Below are 14,789 nucleotides of genomic sequence, written 5' to 3' on the forward strand. Positions count from 1 at the left end.
GGCTTTAATTTCGAATATTAATCACGCCAAAAAGCGGGAGCAAAAACCACTAACACAGTTAATATTTCCAAGCGTCCCATTAGCATACCTAAACTTAACGTCCATTTTGATAAATCCGGTAAGCTGGCAAAGTTACCTGTTGGACCAATCACGGTCCCCATTCCTGGACCGACGTTAGCAACTGCGGTAACAGCACCCGTAATACTGGTGATTGGATCTAAACCTTGTAATGCTAATACTGCCGCAATCACAATAATGGTCATGATAAAAGTAAACACCAATGCCACCACTGAACGGACGATATCATCGGTAACTGGGCGACCGTTATAACGTTGAATGAACAGCGCTGATGGGTGAATAGATTGCATGATGTGCTTACGTAATAGCGCAAAGGCAATTTGGAAGCGGAAGATTTTAATACCACCACTGGTTGAGCCAGAACAAGCACCAACTAATAATGTAAACGCAAAAATAATGGTCGGTAATGGACCCCAAGCAGTAAAGTCGCCCAGGCCAAAGCCGGTTGTGGTAACCACTGAAATGATATTAAAAAATGACAATCGCATTGCATCAAGGACGGAATAACCTTTATTAAAGATTAAACAGGCCGCAACAATTAAACTCGCAACCACCACAAATAAGGTATAGCCCTTTACTTGTGCATCACCAAACAAGGTGCGAGGATGGCGCTTCCTTAATGCTTGGACAAACAATAAGAACGGTAACCCGCCAGCAAACATAAAGAAGGTTGCTACCCATTGTGCGCTGTGTGAAAAGTGATTCATTGAACCGTCAGAGGTTGAATAACCCCCCGTTGAAAGCGTCGTAAAAGCGTGGTTAATCGCATCAAAGGTATTCATGCCTGCGAACATAAACGCGATGATACATAACACAGTTAAAATCAAATAAACGTTGATGATATTTTTAGCGACACTTTTAGTGCGGGGTGAGCTTTTATCTGACCAGTCTGACGATTCTGTTTGAAAGAGTCGCATGCCACCGACATTAAGCATCGGTAAAATAGCTACCCCCATCACAATAAATCCGACACCACCCAACCATTGCAACGTTGAGCGCCACAGTAAAATACTGGGTGCCATTTGATCGAGACCGCTTAATACCGTTGAGCCCGTGGTGGTGATGCCTGACATGGTTTCAAAATACGCATCGGTAAAACTGATGTGATTAATGAACACAAATGGCAGCGCCGCAAACGCACTGGCAACAGTCCACACTAAAGTGGTGATCAGGAACATATCCCGTACACTGAGCTTAAACTCGTCAGTTTTACCGTAAGAAAGTAACAAGAATGCCACGGAGTGAGTGATAATCACTGCTGTTGCGAAATCCATGAAACCTTCGGTGCCAGTAAAAAAGGCCACCAAAGTGGGTACATACATAAACAGGGCTATTTTAGATAGCACCAGTCCGAGTACAAATAATATTGGACGTAAATTAACCATAAGCAGTTACAGAAAGAAGGGGCTCGGTTGGAAAAGACGTTCAACGTCTGGAATATATTTCTTATCAACTAAGAACATAACTACGTGGTCATTTTGCTCAATCATGGTGCGATCGTGAGCAATAAGTACCTCTTCTCCTCGTACGACTGCGCCAATGGTCGTGCCGGGAGGAAGTTTGATATCACTGATAGCTCGGCCAACCACTTTAGAGGTGCTAGCGTCACCATGAGCAATGGCTTCAATGGCTTCAGCAGCGCCGCGACGTAGTGATGATACGTTAACGATATCAGCCTTACGAACATGGGTTAGCAACGCGGAAATAGTTGCTTGCTGAGGTGAGATGGCAATATCAATGGTACCGCCCTGGACTAAATCCACATACGCGCCCCGTTGGATCAATACCATTACCTTTTTCGCACCTAAGCGTTTAGCCAGCATTGCTGACATGATATTGGCTTCATCATCATTGGTAACCGCAATAAACACATCAATTTGTTCGATATGTTCTTCGCTGAGTAATTCTTGATCGGAAGCATCTCCACAAAAGACGATAGTATCTTGTAGCATTTCCGATAAATTTTCAGCGCGTTGTTGATTGTGTTCGATTAATTTAACACTGTAATTTTTTTCTAAGCGTCGAGCTAAGCCTGCACCGACATTACCACCACCAACAATCATTAATCGTTTATACGGTTTTTCTAATCGCTGCAATTCACTCATTACCGAACGAATATGGTTACTTGCTGCGACAAAGAACACTTCATCGTCCGCTTCTATAATGGTGGTACCTTGGGGGCGAATCGGTTGGCCTTGACGGAATATGGCTGCCACACGGGTGTCAATGTGCGGCATGTGTTCGCGCAGTGCTGATAATGCGTTGCCTACCAATGGGCCACCGTAATACGCTTTTACTGCCACTAAGCCGACTTTTTCTTCAGCAAAGCTCACCACTTGTAATGCGCCCGGGTATTCAATTAAGCGTTCAATGTAATCGGTCACTAATTCTTCTGGTGCAATCAGGTGATCAACGGGTACGGCGTCTGATTGAAATAACTGTTCTTTTTCACGTAAATATTCAGGTGAACGAATACGAGCAACACGATTAGGGGTGTTAAATAATGAGAACGCGATTTGGCACGCGATCATATTTGTTTCGTCAGAGTTGGTTACTGCAACTAACATATCAGCATCTTGCGCACCGGCATCACGTAATGTTTGCGGGTGGCTTGCGAAGCCTTGTACAACCCGTAGATCGTATTTATCTTGCAGTTCACGAAGACGTTCAGGGTTCTTATCAACGATAGTTATATCGTTATTCTCGCCAACAAGGTTTTCAGCAAGAGTGCCGCCAACTTGTCCAGCACCGAGAATGATAATTTTCATAGCCTATGCCTGATGAGTAATGCCAACTAATAGTCACTGTGCCATAAAATCGACAGTGAGTGGCGTATAAAAGAGACTAAAAAGCGGAATCTTGAAGCCAAGTTCCGCTCTTGTTAGTAATTTTTCTTAGTTTGCTTTGGTTAATACTGCATAGTAAAAACCATCCATCGACTCTTCACCAGGTAATATTTGACGTCCGGGAGTGGCTGGATCGCTATCGATTAAGATGGCATCAGCAGTACGACTTAAGAAGGCTTTTACTTGATCACAGTTTTCTTGAGGTGTGATTGAGCAAGTCGCATAAACCAAAGTACCACCGGGTTTTAGTTGTAACCACATTGCATCAAAAATCTCAGCCTGTAGCAATGCCAGCGCCGCGATATCTTCGCCGCGACGTAACCACTTAATATCAGGGTGACGACGAATAACACCCGTTGCAGAGCAAGGTGCATCCAGCAAAATACGATCAAATTTTTCGCCATCCCACCATTGTTCAGGGTAGCGCGCATCAGCACATAAGACTTGGGCGGTTAGGTTTAAACGCTCAAGGTTTTCATGCACACGTTTAAGACGATTCTCGTCACAGTCAATCGCAACCACTTGTGCTGAGGGTACACGCTCCATGATATGCACTGTTTTACCACCTGGGGCGGCACAACAATCAAGAATTAACTCACCCGCTTGCGGTTGTAAATAATCAACCGCCAATTGTGCTGCGGCATCTTGTACCGATACCCAACCATCGCTAAAGCCCGGCAGTTTAGTGACATCGCACGGTGAAATTAAGCGTAATGCATCTGCCGCTTGTGGGTGTAATTCAGTGGCAATACCTTCAGCGTCTAATAAGGCGCGGTAACTGTCACGATCATGATGGTGACTGTTTACTCGTAACCACATTGGCGCTTTAGTGTTATTAGCTTCACAGATGGCGGCGTAGTCATCAGGGTAGCTCGCTTTAAGTAATTTCAATAACCAGCTTGGATGACCATATTTACCCGCGTCATGACTTACCGCTTGCTCATCAAGCGCGTCTTTTTGGCGTTGGTAGCTACGTAAAACGGCATTAATTAAACCACGTAACTGGGTTTTCTTAAGGGTTTTAGTGGCATCAACTGTTTCAGCAACCGCAGCATGAGCAGGAATACGCATATAACCTAGTTGATATAAGCCAACTAAAATTAGATGATGGAAAACCCGTTGTTTACCCTTTAGAGGCTTGTCCATTAATGCGTTCGTAATTGACTCTAATCGAGGTAGCCAGCGTAATACGCCATAGCAGATTTCCTGCAATAAAGCGTGATCGCGTTCTTTGATATTCTGCTGCGCTAACGGTAGCGCGGCAGACAATGACTGTCCTTGATCGACGACCTGATAAATTACTTTGGCCGCAGCGGCTCTTACATTCATAGCTGTTTCCTGAGCGCCGTTGGTGCTGGCGCTACGTGGTTAATCTGAAAAAGAAAAGCCAGAGACTTAACTCTGGCCTTGATGTTTAAAGTTGAGTACCGATTTGAAACCATTCTCGACGCGAGTTTAATAAGTCCGCGACTGACATGGCTTTTTTACCTGGGGGTTGCAGTGATAATAGACGCAATGCACCCTGTGCTGTTGCGACCACGATACCGTGTTTATCTGCCGCTAAAATCGTACCTGGTAATTGGCCTTGATTGTCATCTTCAACACGGGTTTGCCATACTTTGATTGTTTGCTCAGCAACTGTGAAGTGACTCATGGGCCATGGATTGAAAGCACGTACACAACGCTCAATGGCTGTTGCGTCCATGGTCCAATCTATTTGGGCTTCTTCTTTGGTTAATTTCTTAGCGTAGTTTGCTTGGGCGTCATCTTGTTTGGTCGCAACCGCAGTGCCATTTGCAATATCGGTTAAGCAATTAATCAATGCATCAGGACCAAGATCTGCCAGTTTGTCATACATGGTGGCACTAGTATCAGTGGCTGTGATCGGTAAGGTAGTGACTTGTAACATGTCACCCGTATCAAGGCCGATATCCATTTGCATGATAGTGACACCAGTTTCTTTATCGCCCGCCCAAATTGAACGTTGAATCGGTGCAGCGCCGCGCCAGCGTGGCAAAATTGAACCATGAACATTAATACAACCGAGTGGTGGTGTATCAAGTACTTCTTGAGGCAATAATAAACCATAAGCCACAACAACCATGATATCTGCATCAATGGCAGCCAGTTGTTGTTGAGCTTCTGGGTTACGTAACGAGGCGGGTTGGAATACCGGAATATCGTGTTCTACAGCGATATTTTTGACCGGGCTTGCGGTAAGTTTTTTGCCGCGACCTGCTGGGCGATCGGGCTGGGTATAAACCGCAACAACTTGATGCTGTGAAGACAATAACGCCGCCAAATGACGGGCGGCGAAGTCAGGCGTACCTGCGAAAATAATACGTAATGGTTTACTCAAGATAACCTCGAATGGTGGATGTTGTTAGAGTGAACGCTTTAGTTTTTCTAATTTGCTTTTAATGCGTTGGCGCTTCAGTGGCGATAAGTAATCAACAAACAGTTTACCGGCAAGGTGATCTAATTCGTGTTGAATGCAAATAGCGAGTAGGTCATCAGCTTCAAAAGTGATCGGGTTGCCGTTACGATCCAATGCTGAAACAGTGACGACTGCTGCGCGAGGAACAAAACCACGGGCACTTGGTACTGAAAGACATCCTTCTTCAATGCCTTCATCGCCATGAGCAGAGGTAATTTCAGGGTTGATTAGCACCATGGGTTGATCGCGTTGCTCAGACACATCAATAACCACAATTTGTTGATGAATATCGACTTGAGTTGCCGCAAGGCCGATACCTTCTTCTTCATACATGGTTTCAAGCATGTCATCAATGATCTGCTGAATTTGTGGCGTAATCGCCGCAACGGGCTTGGCTACAGTACGTAGACGGTCATCTGGAAAGATTAAAACTGGCAATAGCGACATAAGGGCTCGAATTCGTTAACGGTTACTAGAAAGATACAGCGTTGTTGGTCTAATTCTAGTCATTTTAGCACTTAAATAACAGTACCTAATGCGAGAGGCAATAGTTAACTGATATTAGAGTAATAAAATTGAGACGACTTAAGCTGAAAAAATTAATGTTAGCTGTTCGCAAAGTTAAAGCGTCTTTGATGTAACAGTGGTTATTAAATAGTGATATAAGCCGAAAAGCGCTGGGTGGCAATAGTTAAACAGTCGACATATCAAAAGGCTAATGCCAACCTCGGTCAATATGAGTGATTATTTTATTATCGCTAGGTCGCTACTTGTGCAATCGAAGGAACGGATCACATGAGGCAATGGGTTATTATCGTTAGTTTTATTCTTTTTATGCCGTCGTTGTTTGCCGCATCACAGCCACAGCTAAAAAATAGTCATCCTGAAATTTATGTGGTTAAAAAAGGAGATACATTATGGGATATTTCGGCTGTATTCCTAGATAACCCTTGGTCATGGCCGCAGTTATGGCAAAAAAACAGTTATATAAAAAACCCGCATTTAATTTATCCTGGTGATCGGTTACACCTTATTTGGGTGAATGGTAAACCACAGTTAAGCCTTAAAAAACAACTTAAATTATCACCTGAGATGCGGGTTGTACGTCAACCGATTACTTCGTTGCCAGGTTATTTAATGTTGGCGTATGTGGCTCAAGATAAGTTGATCAGTGCTGAAGCCGTGACAACCCAACCACAAATTATGGGTACCAGTGAAGATCGTGGTTATATTTCTGTTGGTGATGTGTTGTGGGCTGATCAGTCATTGGTTCCGACCAGTCAGTGGCGAGTTTATCGCTTAGAACAAGATTTTGATCGTGATGATAGTAAAGATAACGTCGCTAACTCTGCGATTAAAGCCACCATCTCAACGTTGAAAGAGATTGCTGACGTTACTGTTATCACAAGTGATGGTGCGATGAGTCAGTTGAAAGTTGATGATTTTCAGCAAGAAATTATGCCGAATGATATTTTATTACCTTTATTAGGTATTGATGGTCAAGCTGACATGTCTTTTGCTCCCGCCACTCCGCCAGCATCATTATCCGCGACCGTATTAGGACAAATTAGTGGCTACAGCTATATCTCTAATTACGATGTAGTGGTATTGGATCGTGGTCATCTGGATGGCATGGTTGCTGGACAAGTATTTGAGCTATTTAAACAAGGGGCTCAGGTACAAGGTAAAAAAGGTCAATATCATTATAAAAATAGCACCTTATTAACGGAGAGTACCCAATTAGGAACGGTGGCCGTCGCGCAGGCAATGGTATTACGTCCTTATGAGTATTTTAGTTTGGCGGTAGTGCTTAATAACCAGCAACCGTTTAAGCCCGGCGTGGTTGCTCAAGCCCCGCGCTTATAGTGGTTATGACAGACACTGAGCTTATTGCATGGTTACAACTTGCGGCTGTTCCCTCTCTTGGTGGCAGCCGTATTCAGCGTTTACTCTCTCATGCGAGTCCATCACAGCTAGTGGTAATGACGACTGAACAATTACAACAATGTGGTTTAACGGCGAAACAAATACAGGCTTTACATCATTCGAATCAAGCGCGGTTACAGTTAGCGCTACAATGGCAACGCGCTCCGCAACAACATATATTGACCCTCGATTCACCGCATTATCCCCATCTATTAAAACAAATTGCTTCCCCGCCACCGATATTATTTGTTCGCGGAGATATTGCCTGTTTAGGCGCACCTCAAATTGCAGTGATTGGTAGTCGTTCCGCATCGATTGACGGCCGTGAATCCGCGTTTCATTTTTCAAAAGCATTAGCGACCAATAATTATGTGGTAACGAGTGGCTTAGCGTTAGGGATTGATGGTCAAGCGCACCAAGGCGCGTTGCAAGCTGGAGGATTAACCATTGCGGTATTAGGTTCAGGGCTGGATCAAATTTATCCTGCGCGGCATCGTTCATTGGCTGCCAGTATTGCTGAACAGGGCGCATTGGTGTCAGAGTTTTGGCCTAATGAACAACCGCGACCGCAAAACTTTCCGCGGCGTAATCGCATCATTAGTGGTTTATCAACGGGAGTATTGGTGATTGAGGCCGCGCAAAAAAGTGGTTCACTGATCACGGCGCGTTATGCTCTAGAGCAAGGACGAGAGGTTTTTGCGTTGCCAGGTTCGATTCATAATCCCGCCAGTCGTGGCTGTAATGCGCTGATTAAATCAGGTGCTAAACTGGTAGAAAGTCCTGCTGATATTTATGACGAGGTAGGAAGTCTGACAGAATGTGCAATAAGTAATCAAATAGGTGTGCCTTTAGCAACGAAGGAAAATGAAGAATTGCCATTTCCTGCACTGTTGGCTAACGTAGGCACCGAGGCAACACCCGTAGATGTCGTTGCTGAACGTTGTAAACAACCCATCCACCAAATTTTACCGCAATTATTAGAATTAGAACTGTCTGGTTGGGTGACTGCAGTGCCCGGTGGTTATATCAGAACGAGGAGGGGCTAGTTATGATGGATATTCTTATGTATCTATTTGAAACCTATATTCAAAGTGAAGCAGAGCTGTTAGTGGATCAAGACGAACTCTCTGAAGAGCTGTTACGTGCAGGTTTTCATCAGGATGATATTTATAAGTCATTAGAGTGGCTTGAAAAACTGGCTGCTTTACAAGAAACAGAAGATACACCGTATGTTAACCACAGTGCGATAACATCGATGCGCATCTATACCGCTGATGAAATGTTGCGGATGGATACGGCTTGTCGTGGTTTTCTACTTTATCTTGAGCAAATCGATGTATTAAATACTGATACTCGTGAAATGGTGATTGATCGGGTGATGGAACTCGATACTCAAGAGTTTGTACTTGATGATCTAAAGTGGATTATTCTGATGGTGTTATTTAATGCCCCAGGAAACGAAGCTGCATATGATCAAGTCGAAGAATTATTATATGGTGCAGAAGATGGAGGTCTACATTAATAATGACAACTCATAATGATTCATTATTTTCTGCCCATGAACAAGCGTTACAACATCAATCATGCCCGCAATGTGGGGCTGATCTCGTGATGCGATTTGGTAAGCATGGTCCATTTTTAGGCTGTGATCATTACCCTGAGTGTGATTATATTCAGCCACTAAAACAAAATGATGGTCATATTGTTAAACAGTTAGATATGCCTTGCCCTGAATGCGCACAACCGTTGGTATTACGCCAAGGTCGTTATGGCATGTTCATTGGGTGTTCGGCATACCCCGAGTGCCATTACCTTGCATCACCAGAAAAAAAACCGCAACAAACCCATATTGATTGTCCTGAGTGTCATCAAGGGCACTTAGTTGAGCGTAAATCACGCTATGGCAAACTGTTTTATGCGTGTGATAAATATCCGCAATGCCGCTTTGCTGTCAACAATAAGCCGATTGTTGGTGTGTGTCAGCAGTGTGGTTTTGGGTTGTTGATAGAAAAAAAATTAGCCAGTGGTATTAAATTACAGTGTGCTGATCGCAAATGTAATGCTTATCAGAATGCTGAAAAATAGTGGTTACATTGAATAACATTAAAAACGCCTGCATTACGATGCAGGCGTTTTTTGTGAGTGGTATTTAGCGTGGTAATGTCGGGAAATATTGTTGCGATAATATTTGGCCTAACAACATTAATTGATATTGCAGTTGTTCTGGAGTGGTCGCGCAAACATTGATATGCCCCATTTTACGTCCCGCTCGCTTTTCTTTGCCGTACCAATGTACGTGGCAACTTTCTAATGCTAATACTGCCCGTGGCACACTATCTTGACCTAAAATATTAATCATCGCACTCGGACGAATGAGTGCAGTACCACCCAATGGTAAATCACACACTGCACGCAGATGGTTCTCAAATTGACAGGTTTGTGCTCCTTGCTGAGTCCAATGTCCTGAATTATGAACGCGAGGTGCTATTTCATTGACTAACAACGCACCATTCACTTCAAAAAACTCCAGTGCCAGCACACCTATATAATTGAGTTGTTCAGCAACTGCGGTAAACATCTGCTGTGCTTGTTGTTGCAGGATGGTATCGCCAACAATGGCTGTTGATAAGCTGAGTACGCCGTCAGTGTGTACATTTTCACTGAGGGCATAGGTTTTAACATCACCATTGGCATTACGGACACCAATTAAAGACACTTCGCGATCAAAACCAATAAATTTTTCTGCCACAATCGCTTGGTTATTAGTCACAGCAATGCAGTGCGCCATTTCGGCCCATACTGATTCAATTTGATCGCGGGTTTTTAAGCGCCATTGACCTTTACCGTCATAACCACCGAGTGCTGTTTTTAATACCATCGGTAGGCCCAGCGTGGTGATTGCTGCGTCTAAATCGGTGCGAGTATTAATGATATGGTGCGGTGCATTAGCAACTTTCGCGAGATCCAATAAGGTTTTTTCGATACGACGATCGCCGCCGGCTTTTATGGCTTCTGGGTGAGGCTTAAATTTACCACTCGCGGCGCAGAGCGATAAAATATCTGTGGGTATAAGTTCAAACTCGGCGGTGATCACATCGACAGCAGCAATTGCTTCAATCAGTGAGAGTGATTGGCACTGTTGAGTGAGAGGGTGTACAACATTAGTGCTGACAACATCATAGGCGATGACATCAATATTCAGTGGTGCTCCGGCTAACGCCATCATTCGTGCCAGTTGCCCAGCGCCAAGGACCAATACTTGATTCATTATGCATCCTCAGCCGGATTTGGGTTATCAAGTACGGTATCTGTTTGTTGTTGACGGAACGCTTCTACTGCGGCTAAAACTTCTGGGTTATGTGTCGCAATGATTTGAGCTGCTAATAAACCAGCATTAGCGGCACCCGCTTCACCAATCGCGAGTGTCCCTACAGCAATACCTTTAGGCATTTGCACAATCGATAATAATGAATCCATACCTTTTAAAGCGCGAGATTGAATAGGAACGCCAAGGACGGGCAAACTGGTAAATGCGGCAGTCATACCGGGTAAATGTGCCGCCCCGCCAGCACCAGCAATAATGACATTGATGCCACGACTGCGTGCTGTTTCAGCGTATTCCGCTAATAAATGAGGAGTACGGTGAGCTGAAACCACTTTAGTTTCGTAAGCAACATTAAAACGCTTCAGCATTTCTGCTGCATGTTGCATGGTTGGCCAATCAGATTTTGATCCCATGATAATTCCAACTTTCATTCCAATCTCCTATAGGTAATGAACAACTAAAGTGTAATTTTCGCCATTATACGGTGATTTAACTCAAAGGAAAACGTTTGCGTAGCGAAAGTTACGCTATGATTAACCTTCAATGGTGTTGTTCCGTATGTGTCGGTATGATGATTACCATAACTAAAAATAGAATATCAGCTGAATACAAAACAGGGGAATTTGTGGCAAATATTACGCAAGTGGTTACAGCGCTAAAGCAAGGTCAAGTAATTGGTTATCCAACAGAAGCGGTGTTTGGTGTCGGTTGTGATCCTGATAATCAACAGGCCGTTAATAAACTATTGGCACTGAAACAACGCCCAATGGAAAAAGGTTTGATCTTAATTGCTGCTGATTATGAGCAGTTATTGCCGTATATCGACGATAGCCAATTAACACCGCAACAAAAGCAAGCGGTGTTAGCCTCGTGGCCAGGACCAGTCACTTGGGTAATGCCAACTAAAGCCAACATCCCTGTTTTTTTAACGGGTCAGTTTTCTACCATTGCCGTTCGTGTTACCGCGCATCCGTTAGTTCAGCAACTATGCCGTGAATTCGGTAAGCCAATAACTTCAACCAGCGCTAATTTAACCGGACTTGAGCCGGGGCGTACTGTGGCAGATGTAGAACAACAGTTGGGGGATAAGCTCGCTGCAATATTGAATGGTGAGACGGGCGGACGCAATAATCCTTCTGAAATTCGTGATGCCCAAACGGGTAATATTTTCCGTCAGGGGTAATCAATGATTGATCGTAACCAGATAGATATTAATAAGAACGCTGTAAAAACATTCCTGCTCCAATTACAAGACACCATTTGTCAGGTATTAGCACAACAAGATAACGGTGCTGAGTTTGAACAAGATCAATGGCAACGTGAGCAAGGTGGCGGAGGTCGTAGTCGCGTATTACGTAATGGTGCAGTGTTTGAACAAGCCGGCGTTAATTTCTCTCATGTCTATGGTGATGAGATGCCAGTTTCTGCGACAGCGCATCGTCCGGAACTTGCTGGACGACGGTTTGAGGCGATGGGGGTATCATTAGTGATTCATCCTCATAATCCTTATGTGCCGACATCCCATGCTAATGTGCGTTTTTTCATTGCAGAAAAAGACGGTGAAGCACCTGTATGGTGGTTTGGTGGTGGGTTTGATTTAACTCCGTTTTATCCGTTTGATGACGATTGTCAGCATTGGCATGATACCGCGAAAGCGATTTGTGCGCCGTTTGGTGATGATGTCTATGCACAACACAAAGCATGGTGTGATAAATATTTCTTTTTACCTCATCGTGATGAAACCCGCGGTATCGGTGGACTGTTTTTTGATGATCTCAACCAATGGGGTTTTGAAAAAAGCTTTGCTTATACTCAAGCGGTCGGTAATGGTTTTATTGATGCTTATGTACCGATTGTTGCTCAACGGTATGGGTTACCTTATGGCGAGCGCGAGCGTGAATTTCAGCTTTATCGTCGTGGGCGCTATGTTGAATTTAACTTAGTGTATGATCGCGGTACCCTGTTTGGTTTGCAAAGCGGCGGTCGTACCGAATCGATCTTAATGTCGATGCCACCTTTAGCGCGTTGGGAATATTGTTATCACCCCGATCCTGATGCCGCAGAAGCACGTTTGAGTCGTGATTACCTTCATCCTCGAGAATGGTAAATTGGCAACAGCAATGTTTGGCAGTTATTTCATCCAGTGGTAGGGTCGATATATCGGCCCTTTTATTTGAGTAATGGACTATGGACAAATATATCGTGGTGGGCAATCCCATCAATCACAGTAAATCCCCTTTCATTCATACCCTTTTTGCCCGTCAAACCAGCCAGAAGATGGAATACTGTAGTCAGTTAGTGGCACTTGATGGCTTTGTAACTGCAATGGATGCTTTTTTTTCTGAGGGTGGTAAAGGTTGTAATATTACGGTGCCGTTTAAAGAGCAAGCCTTTGAGTACGCGACCCGACTTACGCAAAGGGCTCAATTAGCGGGCGCAGTAAACACGCTAAAACGTTTAGATGATGGTGGTGTATTAGGTGATAACACGGATGGTGAAGGCTTGGTGCAAGATTTATTGCACCAACAGGTCGCACTGAAAGATAAACGTATTTTATTAATCGGTGCTGGCGGCGCTGCACGAGGGGTGATTCTACCTTTATTAGCCCAGCAGCCACAGACACTCATTATAACTAACCGCACCTTGACCAAAGCCCAACAGTTAGCCACATTATTTGCTGAACATGGTGATGTTGAAGCGTTATCTTTTGATGCTTTAGGTGAGCAGAGTTTTGACGTGGTGATTAATTCAACGTCAGCGAGTTTGAGTGGTCATGTGCCAGCCGTGCCAACATCTGTTATCGGTCAACAGACTTGTTGTTATGATATGGTCTACGGTTCCAGCGTTACGGCTTTTAATCAATGGGCGCAACAACAAAACGCGCTTAAAACAATTGATGGTTTAGGAATGTTAGTTGGGCAAGCCGCAGAGAGTTTTATGTTGTGGCGAGGATTACGCCCAGGCGCTAAACAAGTACAACGTGAATTAAGACGCCTTTTACAAGAGTAAAAATCACATGAACCAAAATATATTATTTGCTGATATTCAAACTTGGCACTCAGATCAGCAAGCGATTCACTTTCCAGCCCAGCAAGGTGGCGCACTGATCAATTGCTGGTTGCCATTATCATGGCTACAACAACAAAGTGAGCAAGCATTATCGACGCCAGAAGATATCATTGCGACCTTTATTGAATATCGATTTGATATTGAAGATATTGCAGAAGCAATGATTGATAATGAAGATTTTAATGATAATGGTGATATCATTGTTAATGAATAGCATCGCCGTGATCAGATGTAATCATCCGTTAAGGTATTCATCTTTTAAGTGCACATAATTAATTGCGGATTGAGTTAATGACATTAACTCTACCGCTGTTAATGGGCGGATTTGTTTAACTGGGCTTCCTATATAAAGGAAGCCAGAACAAAGCTGCTTCTTTGGCGGTACTAAACTGCCCGCTCCAATAATGACATCATGCTCAATAATGGCACCATCTAAAATAATGGTTCCCATACCGATTAAGACACGATCTTCAATCTTGCAGCCATGTAACATCGCTTTATGACCCACCGTTACATCATTACCTATAATTAGTGGATATCCATTAGGGTTTGTAGTGCTAACTCGACTAACGTGAAGTATTGAACCATCTTGAATATTACTGCGTTGGCCAATATGAATGTGATTAACATCCCCACGAGCAACAACCAAAGGCCATAAACTACTGTCTGTTCCGATGTTAACCTTACCGATAACGACCGCTGTAGTATCTATATAGACATTATCGGCAAGCTGTGGCGTGTGATTTTGATAATAGCGAAGAGAGAATGACATAAGAAGGCTTATCTGAACGAAGTTATTTTTCCACCATAACGAAACTTTCGTGTGATTAACAACCAAAACATTAGGGGTTGATCGTTATTTGGACATTCGGACAAATATGACAAATTTATTGCAATTTATCCCTTGCTAATGTGATCGAACTCTCTATACTACGACCTCACTGACACGGAGCAAGCCATTGGCTAGCAACGAAATCAGTATGTTCTTTAACAATTTGACCATGCAATCTGTGTGGGCACTCACTGAATAGTTAAGTCGAAAGATTTATCAATAAACTGAGTGACCAATACAAAATGACCCAATCTATTTATAGAGAAGATTATTTTG

At 43.7% G+C, this 14,789-nt stretch carries 16 protein-coding genes; 8 read left to right on the forward strand and 8 right to left on the reverse strand.

All coding sequences use genetic code 11. From position 1 onward, the window contains the following. Positions 1–17: 17 nt before the first annotated feature. The 5 genes from C9J51_RS17155 to def all read right to left on the reverse strand — a co-directional run bounded on the left by C9J51_RS17155 (position 18) and on the right by def (position 5,808). Positions 18–1,463, reverse strand: a complete 1,446-nt coding sequence (locus tag C9J51_RS17155; protein WP_045037190.1) for a TrkH family potassium uptake protein — start codon at positions 1,461–1,463, stop codon at positions 18–20. 6 nt (positions 1,464–1,469) lie between these two features. Then, a complete protein-coding gene (trkA, locus tag C9J51_RS17160; protein WP_045040477.1) occupies positions 1,470–2,846 on the reverse strand; it encodes a Trk system potassium transporter TrkA in 1,377 nt (458 codons plus the stop codon). Positions 2,847–2,972: 126 nt separating this feature from the next. Further along, positions 2,973–4,253 (reverse strand): 16S rRNA (cytosine(967)-C(5))-methyltransferase RsmB, encoded by a 1,281-nt coding sequence (rsmB, locus tag C9J51_RS17165; protein WP_045040478.1) that lies wholly within the window; start codon positions 4,251–4,253, stop codon positions 2,973–2,975. Between the two features lie 85 nt (positions 4,254–4,338). Further along, on the reverse strand, positions 4,339–5,283 hold the full coding sequence (fmt, locus tag C9J51_RS17170; RefSeq protein ID WP_045040479.1) for a methionyl-tRNA formyltransferase: 945 nt from the start codon (positions 5,281–5,283) through the stop codon (positions 4,339–4,341). Positions 5,284–5,307: 24 nt separating this feature from the next. Next, complete coding sequence (def, locus tag C9J51_RS17175; RefSeq protein WP_045037186.1) at positions 5,308–5,808, reverse strand: peptide deformylase; 501 nt, start codon at positions 5,806–5,808, stop codon at positions 5,308–5,310. 348 nt (positions 5,809–6,156) lie between these two features. Here def and C9J51_RS17180 point away from each other — a divergent pair, with 348 nt between their 5' ends. From C9J51_RS17180 to C9J51_RS17195, 4 genes are read left to right on the forward strand one after another with little or no spacing between them, the layout of a single operon-like run. After that, entirely contained in the window at positions 6,157–7,227 is a 1,071-nt protein-coding gene (locus C9J51_RS17180; RefSeq protein ID WP_045040480.1) for a LysM peptidoglycan-binding domain-containing protein, read from the forward strand. Positions 7,228–7,232: 5 nt separating this feature from the next. Beyond that, positions 7,233–8,333, forward strand: a complete 1,101-nt coding sequence (gene dprA / locus C9J51_RS17185) for a DNA-processing protein DprA (RefSeq protein ID WP_045037184.1) — start codon at positions 7,233–7,235, stop codon at positions 8,331–8,333. 2 nt (positions 8,334–8,335) lie between these two features. After that, positions 8,336–8,809, forward strand: coding sequence for a DUF494 family protein (locus tag C9J51_RS17190; RefSeq protein WP_045037183.1), 474 nt, complete (start codon positions 8,336–8,338; stop codon positions 8,807–8,809). A 2-nt stretch (positions 8,810–8,811) separates the two neighbouring features. Beyond that, complete coding sequence (locus C9J51_RS17195; RefSeq protein ID WP_045037182.1) at positions 8,812–9,372, forward strand: DNA topoisomerase family protein; 561 nt, start codon at positions 8,812–8,814, stop codon at positions 9,370–9,372. A 64-nt stretch (positions 9,373–9,436) separates the two neighbouring features. Here C9J51_RS17195 and C9J51_RS17200 read toward each other — a convergent pair whose 3' ends face one another. After that, entirely contained in the window at positions 9,437–10,555 is a 1,119-nt protein-coding gene (locus C9J51_RS17200; RefSeq protein WP_045040481.1) for a 5-(carboxyamino)imidazole ribonucleotide synthase, read from the reverse strand. Then, positions 10,555–11,043: a 5-(carboxyamino)imidazole ribonucleotide mutase gene (gene purE, locus C9J51_RS17205; RefSeq protein ID WP_045037180.1), complete on the reverse strand. Its 489-nt coding sequence runs from the start codon at positions 11,041–11,043 to the stop codon at positions 10,555–10,557. The genes C9J51_RS17200 and purE overlap by 1 nt, the downstream gene beginning before the upstream one ends. 194 nt (positions 11,044–11,237) lie before the next feature. Between purE and tsaC the strand changes: the two genes are divergently transcribed. From tsaC to C9J51_RS17225, 4 genes are all read left to right on the forward strand, one after another. Further along, positions 11,238–11,795, forward strand: a complete 558-nt coding sequence (gene tsaC / locus C9J51_RS17210; RefSeq protein WP_045037245.1) for an L-threonylcarbamoyladenylate synthase type 1 TsaC — start codon at positions 11,238–11,240, stop codon at positions 11,793–11,795. A 3-nt stretch (positions 11,796–11,798) separates the two neighbouring features. After that, on the forward strand, positions 11,799–12,719 hold the full coding sequence (hemF, locus tag C9J51_RS17215) for an oxygen-dependent coproporphyrinogen oxidase (protein ID WP_045040482.1): 921 nt from the start codon (positions 11,799–11,801) through the stop codon (positions 12,717–12,719). 80 nt (positions 12,720–12,799) lie between these two features. Then, complete coding sequence (gene aroE / locus C9J51_RS17220; protein ID WP_045040483.1) at positions 12,800–13,621, forward strand: shikimate dehydrogenase; 822 nt, start codon at positions 12,800–12,802, stop codon at positions 13,619–13,621. Positions 13,622–13,628: 7 nt separating this feature from the next. After that, positions 13,629–13,895, forward strand: a complete 267-nt coding sequence (locus C9J51_RS17225; RefSeq protein ID WP_045037177.1) for a DUF1488 family protein — start codon at positions 13,629–13,631, stop codon at positions 13,893–13,895. A gap of 21 nt (positions 13,896–13,916) precedes the next feature. Here the strand turns inward: C9J51_RS17225 and C9J51_RS17230 are convergent, their stop codons facing one another. After that, positions 13,917–14,453 (reverse strand): gamma carbonic anhydrase family protein, encoded by a 537-nt coding sequence (locus tag C9J51_RS17230; RefSeq protein ID WP_045040484.1) that lies wholly within the window; start codon positions 14,451–14,453, stop codon positions 13,917–13,919. Positions 14,454–14,789 lie beyond the last annotated feature (336 nt).

It is taken from the genome of Photobacterium iliopiscarium (assembly GCF_003026395.1).
Lineage (GTDB): Bacteria > Pseudomonadota > Gammaproteobacteria > Enterobacterales > Vibrionaceae > Photobacterium > Photobacterium iliopiscarium.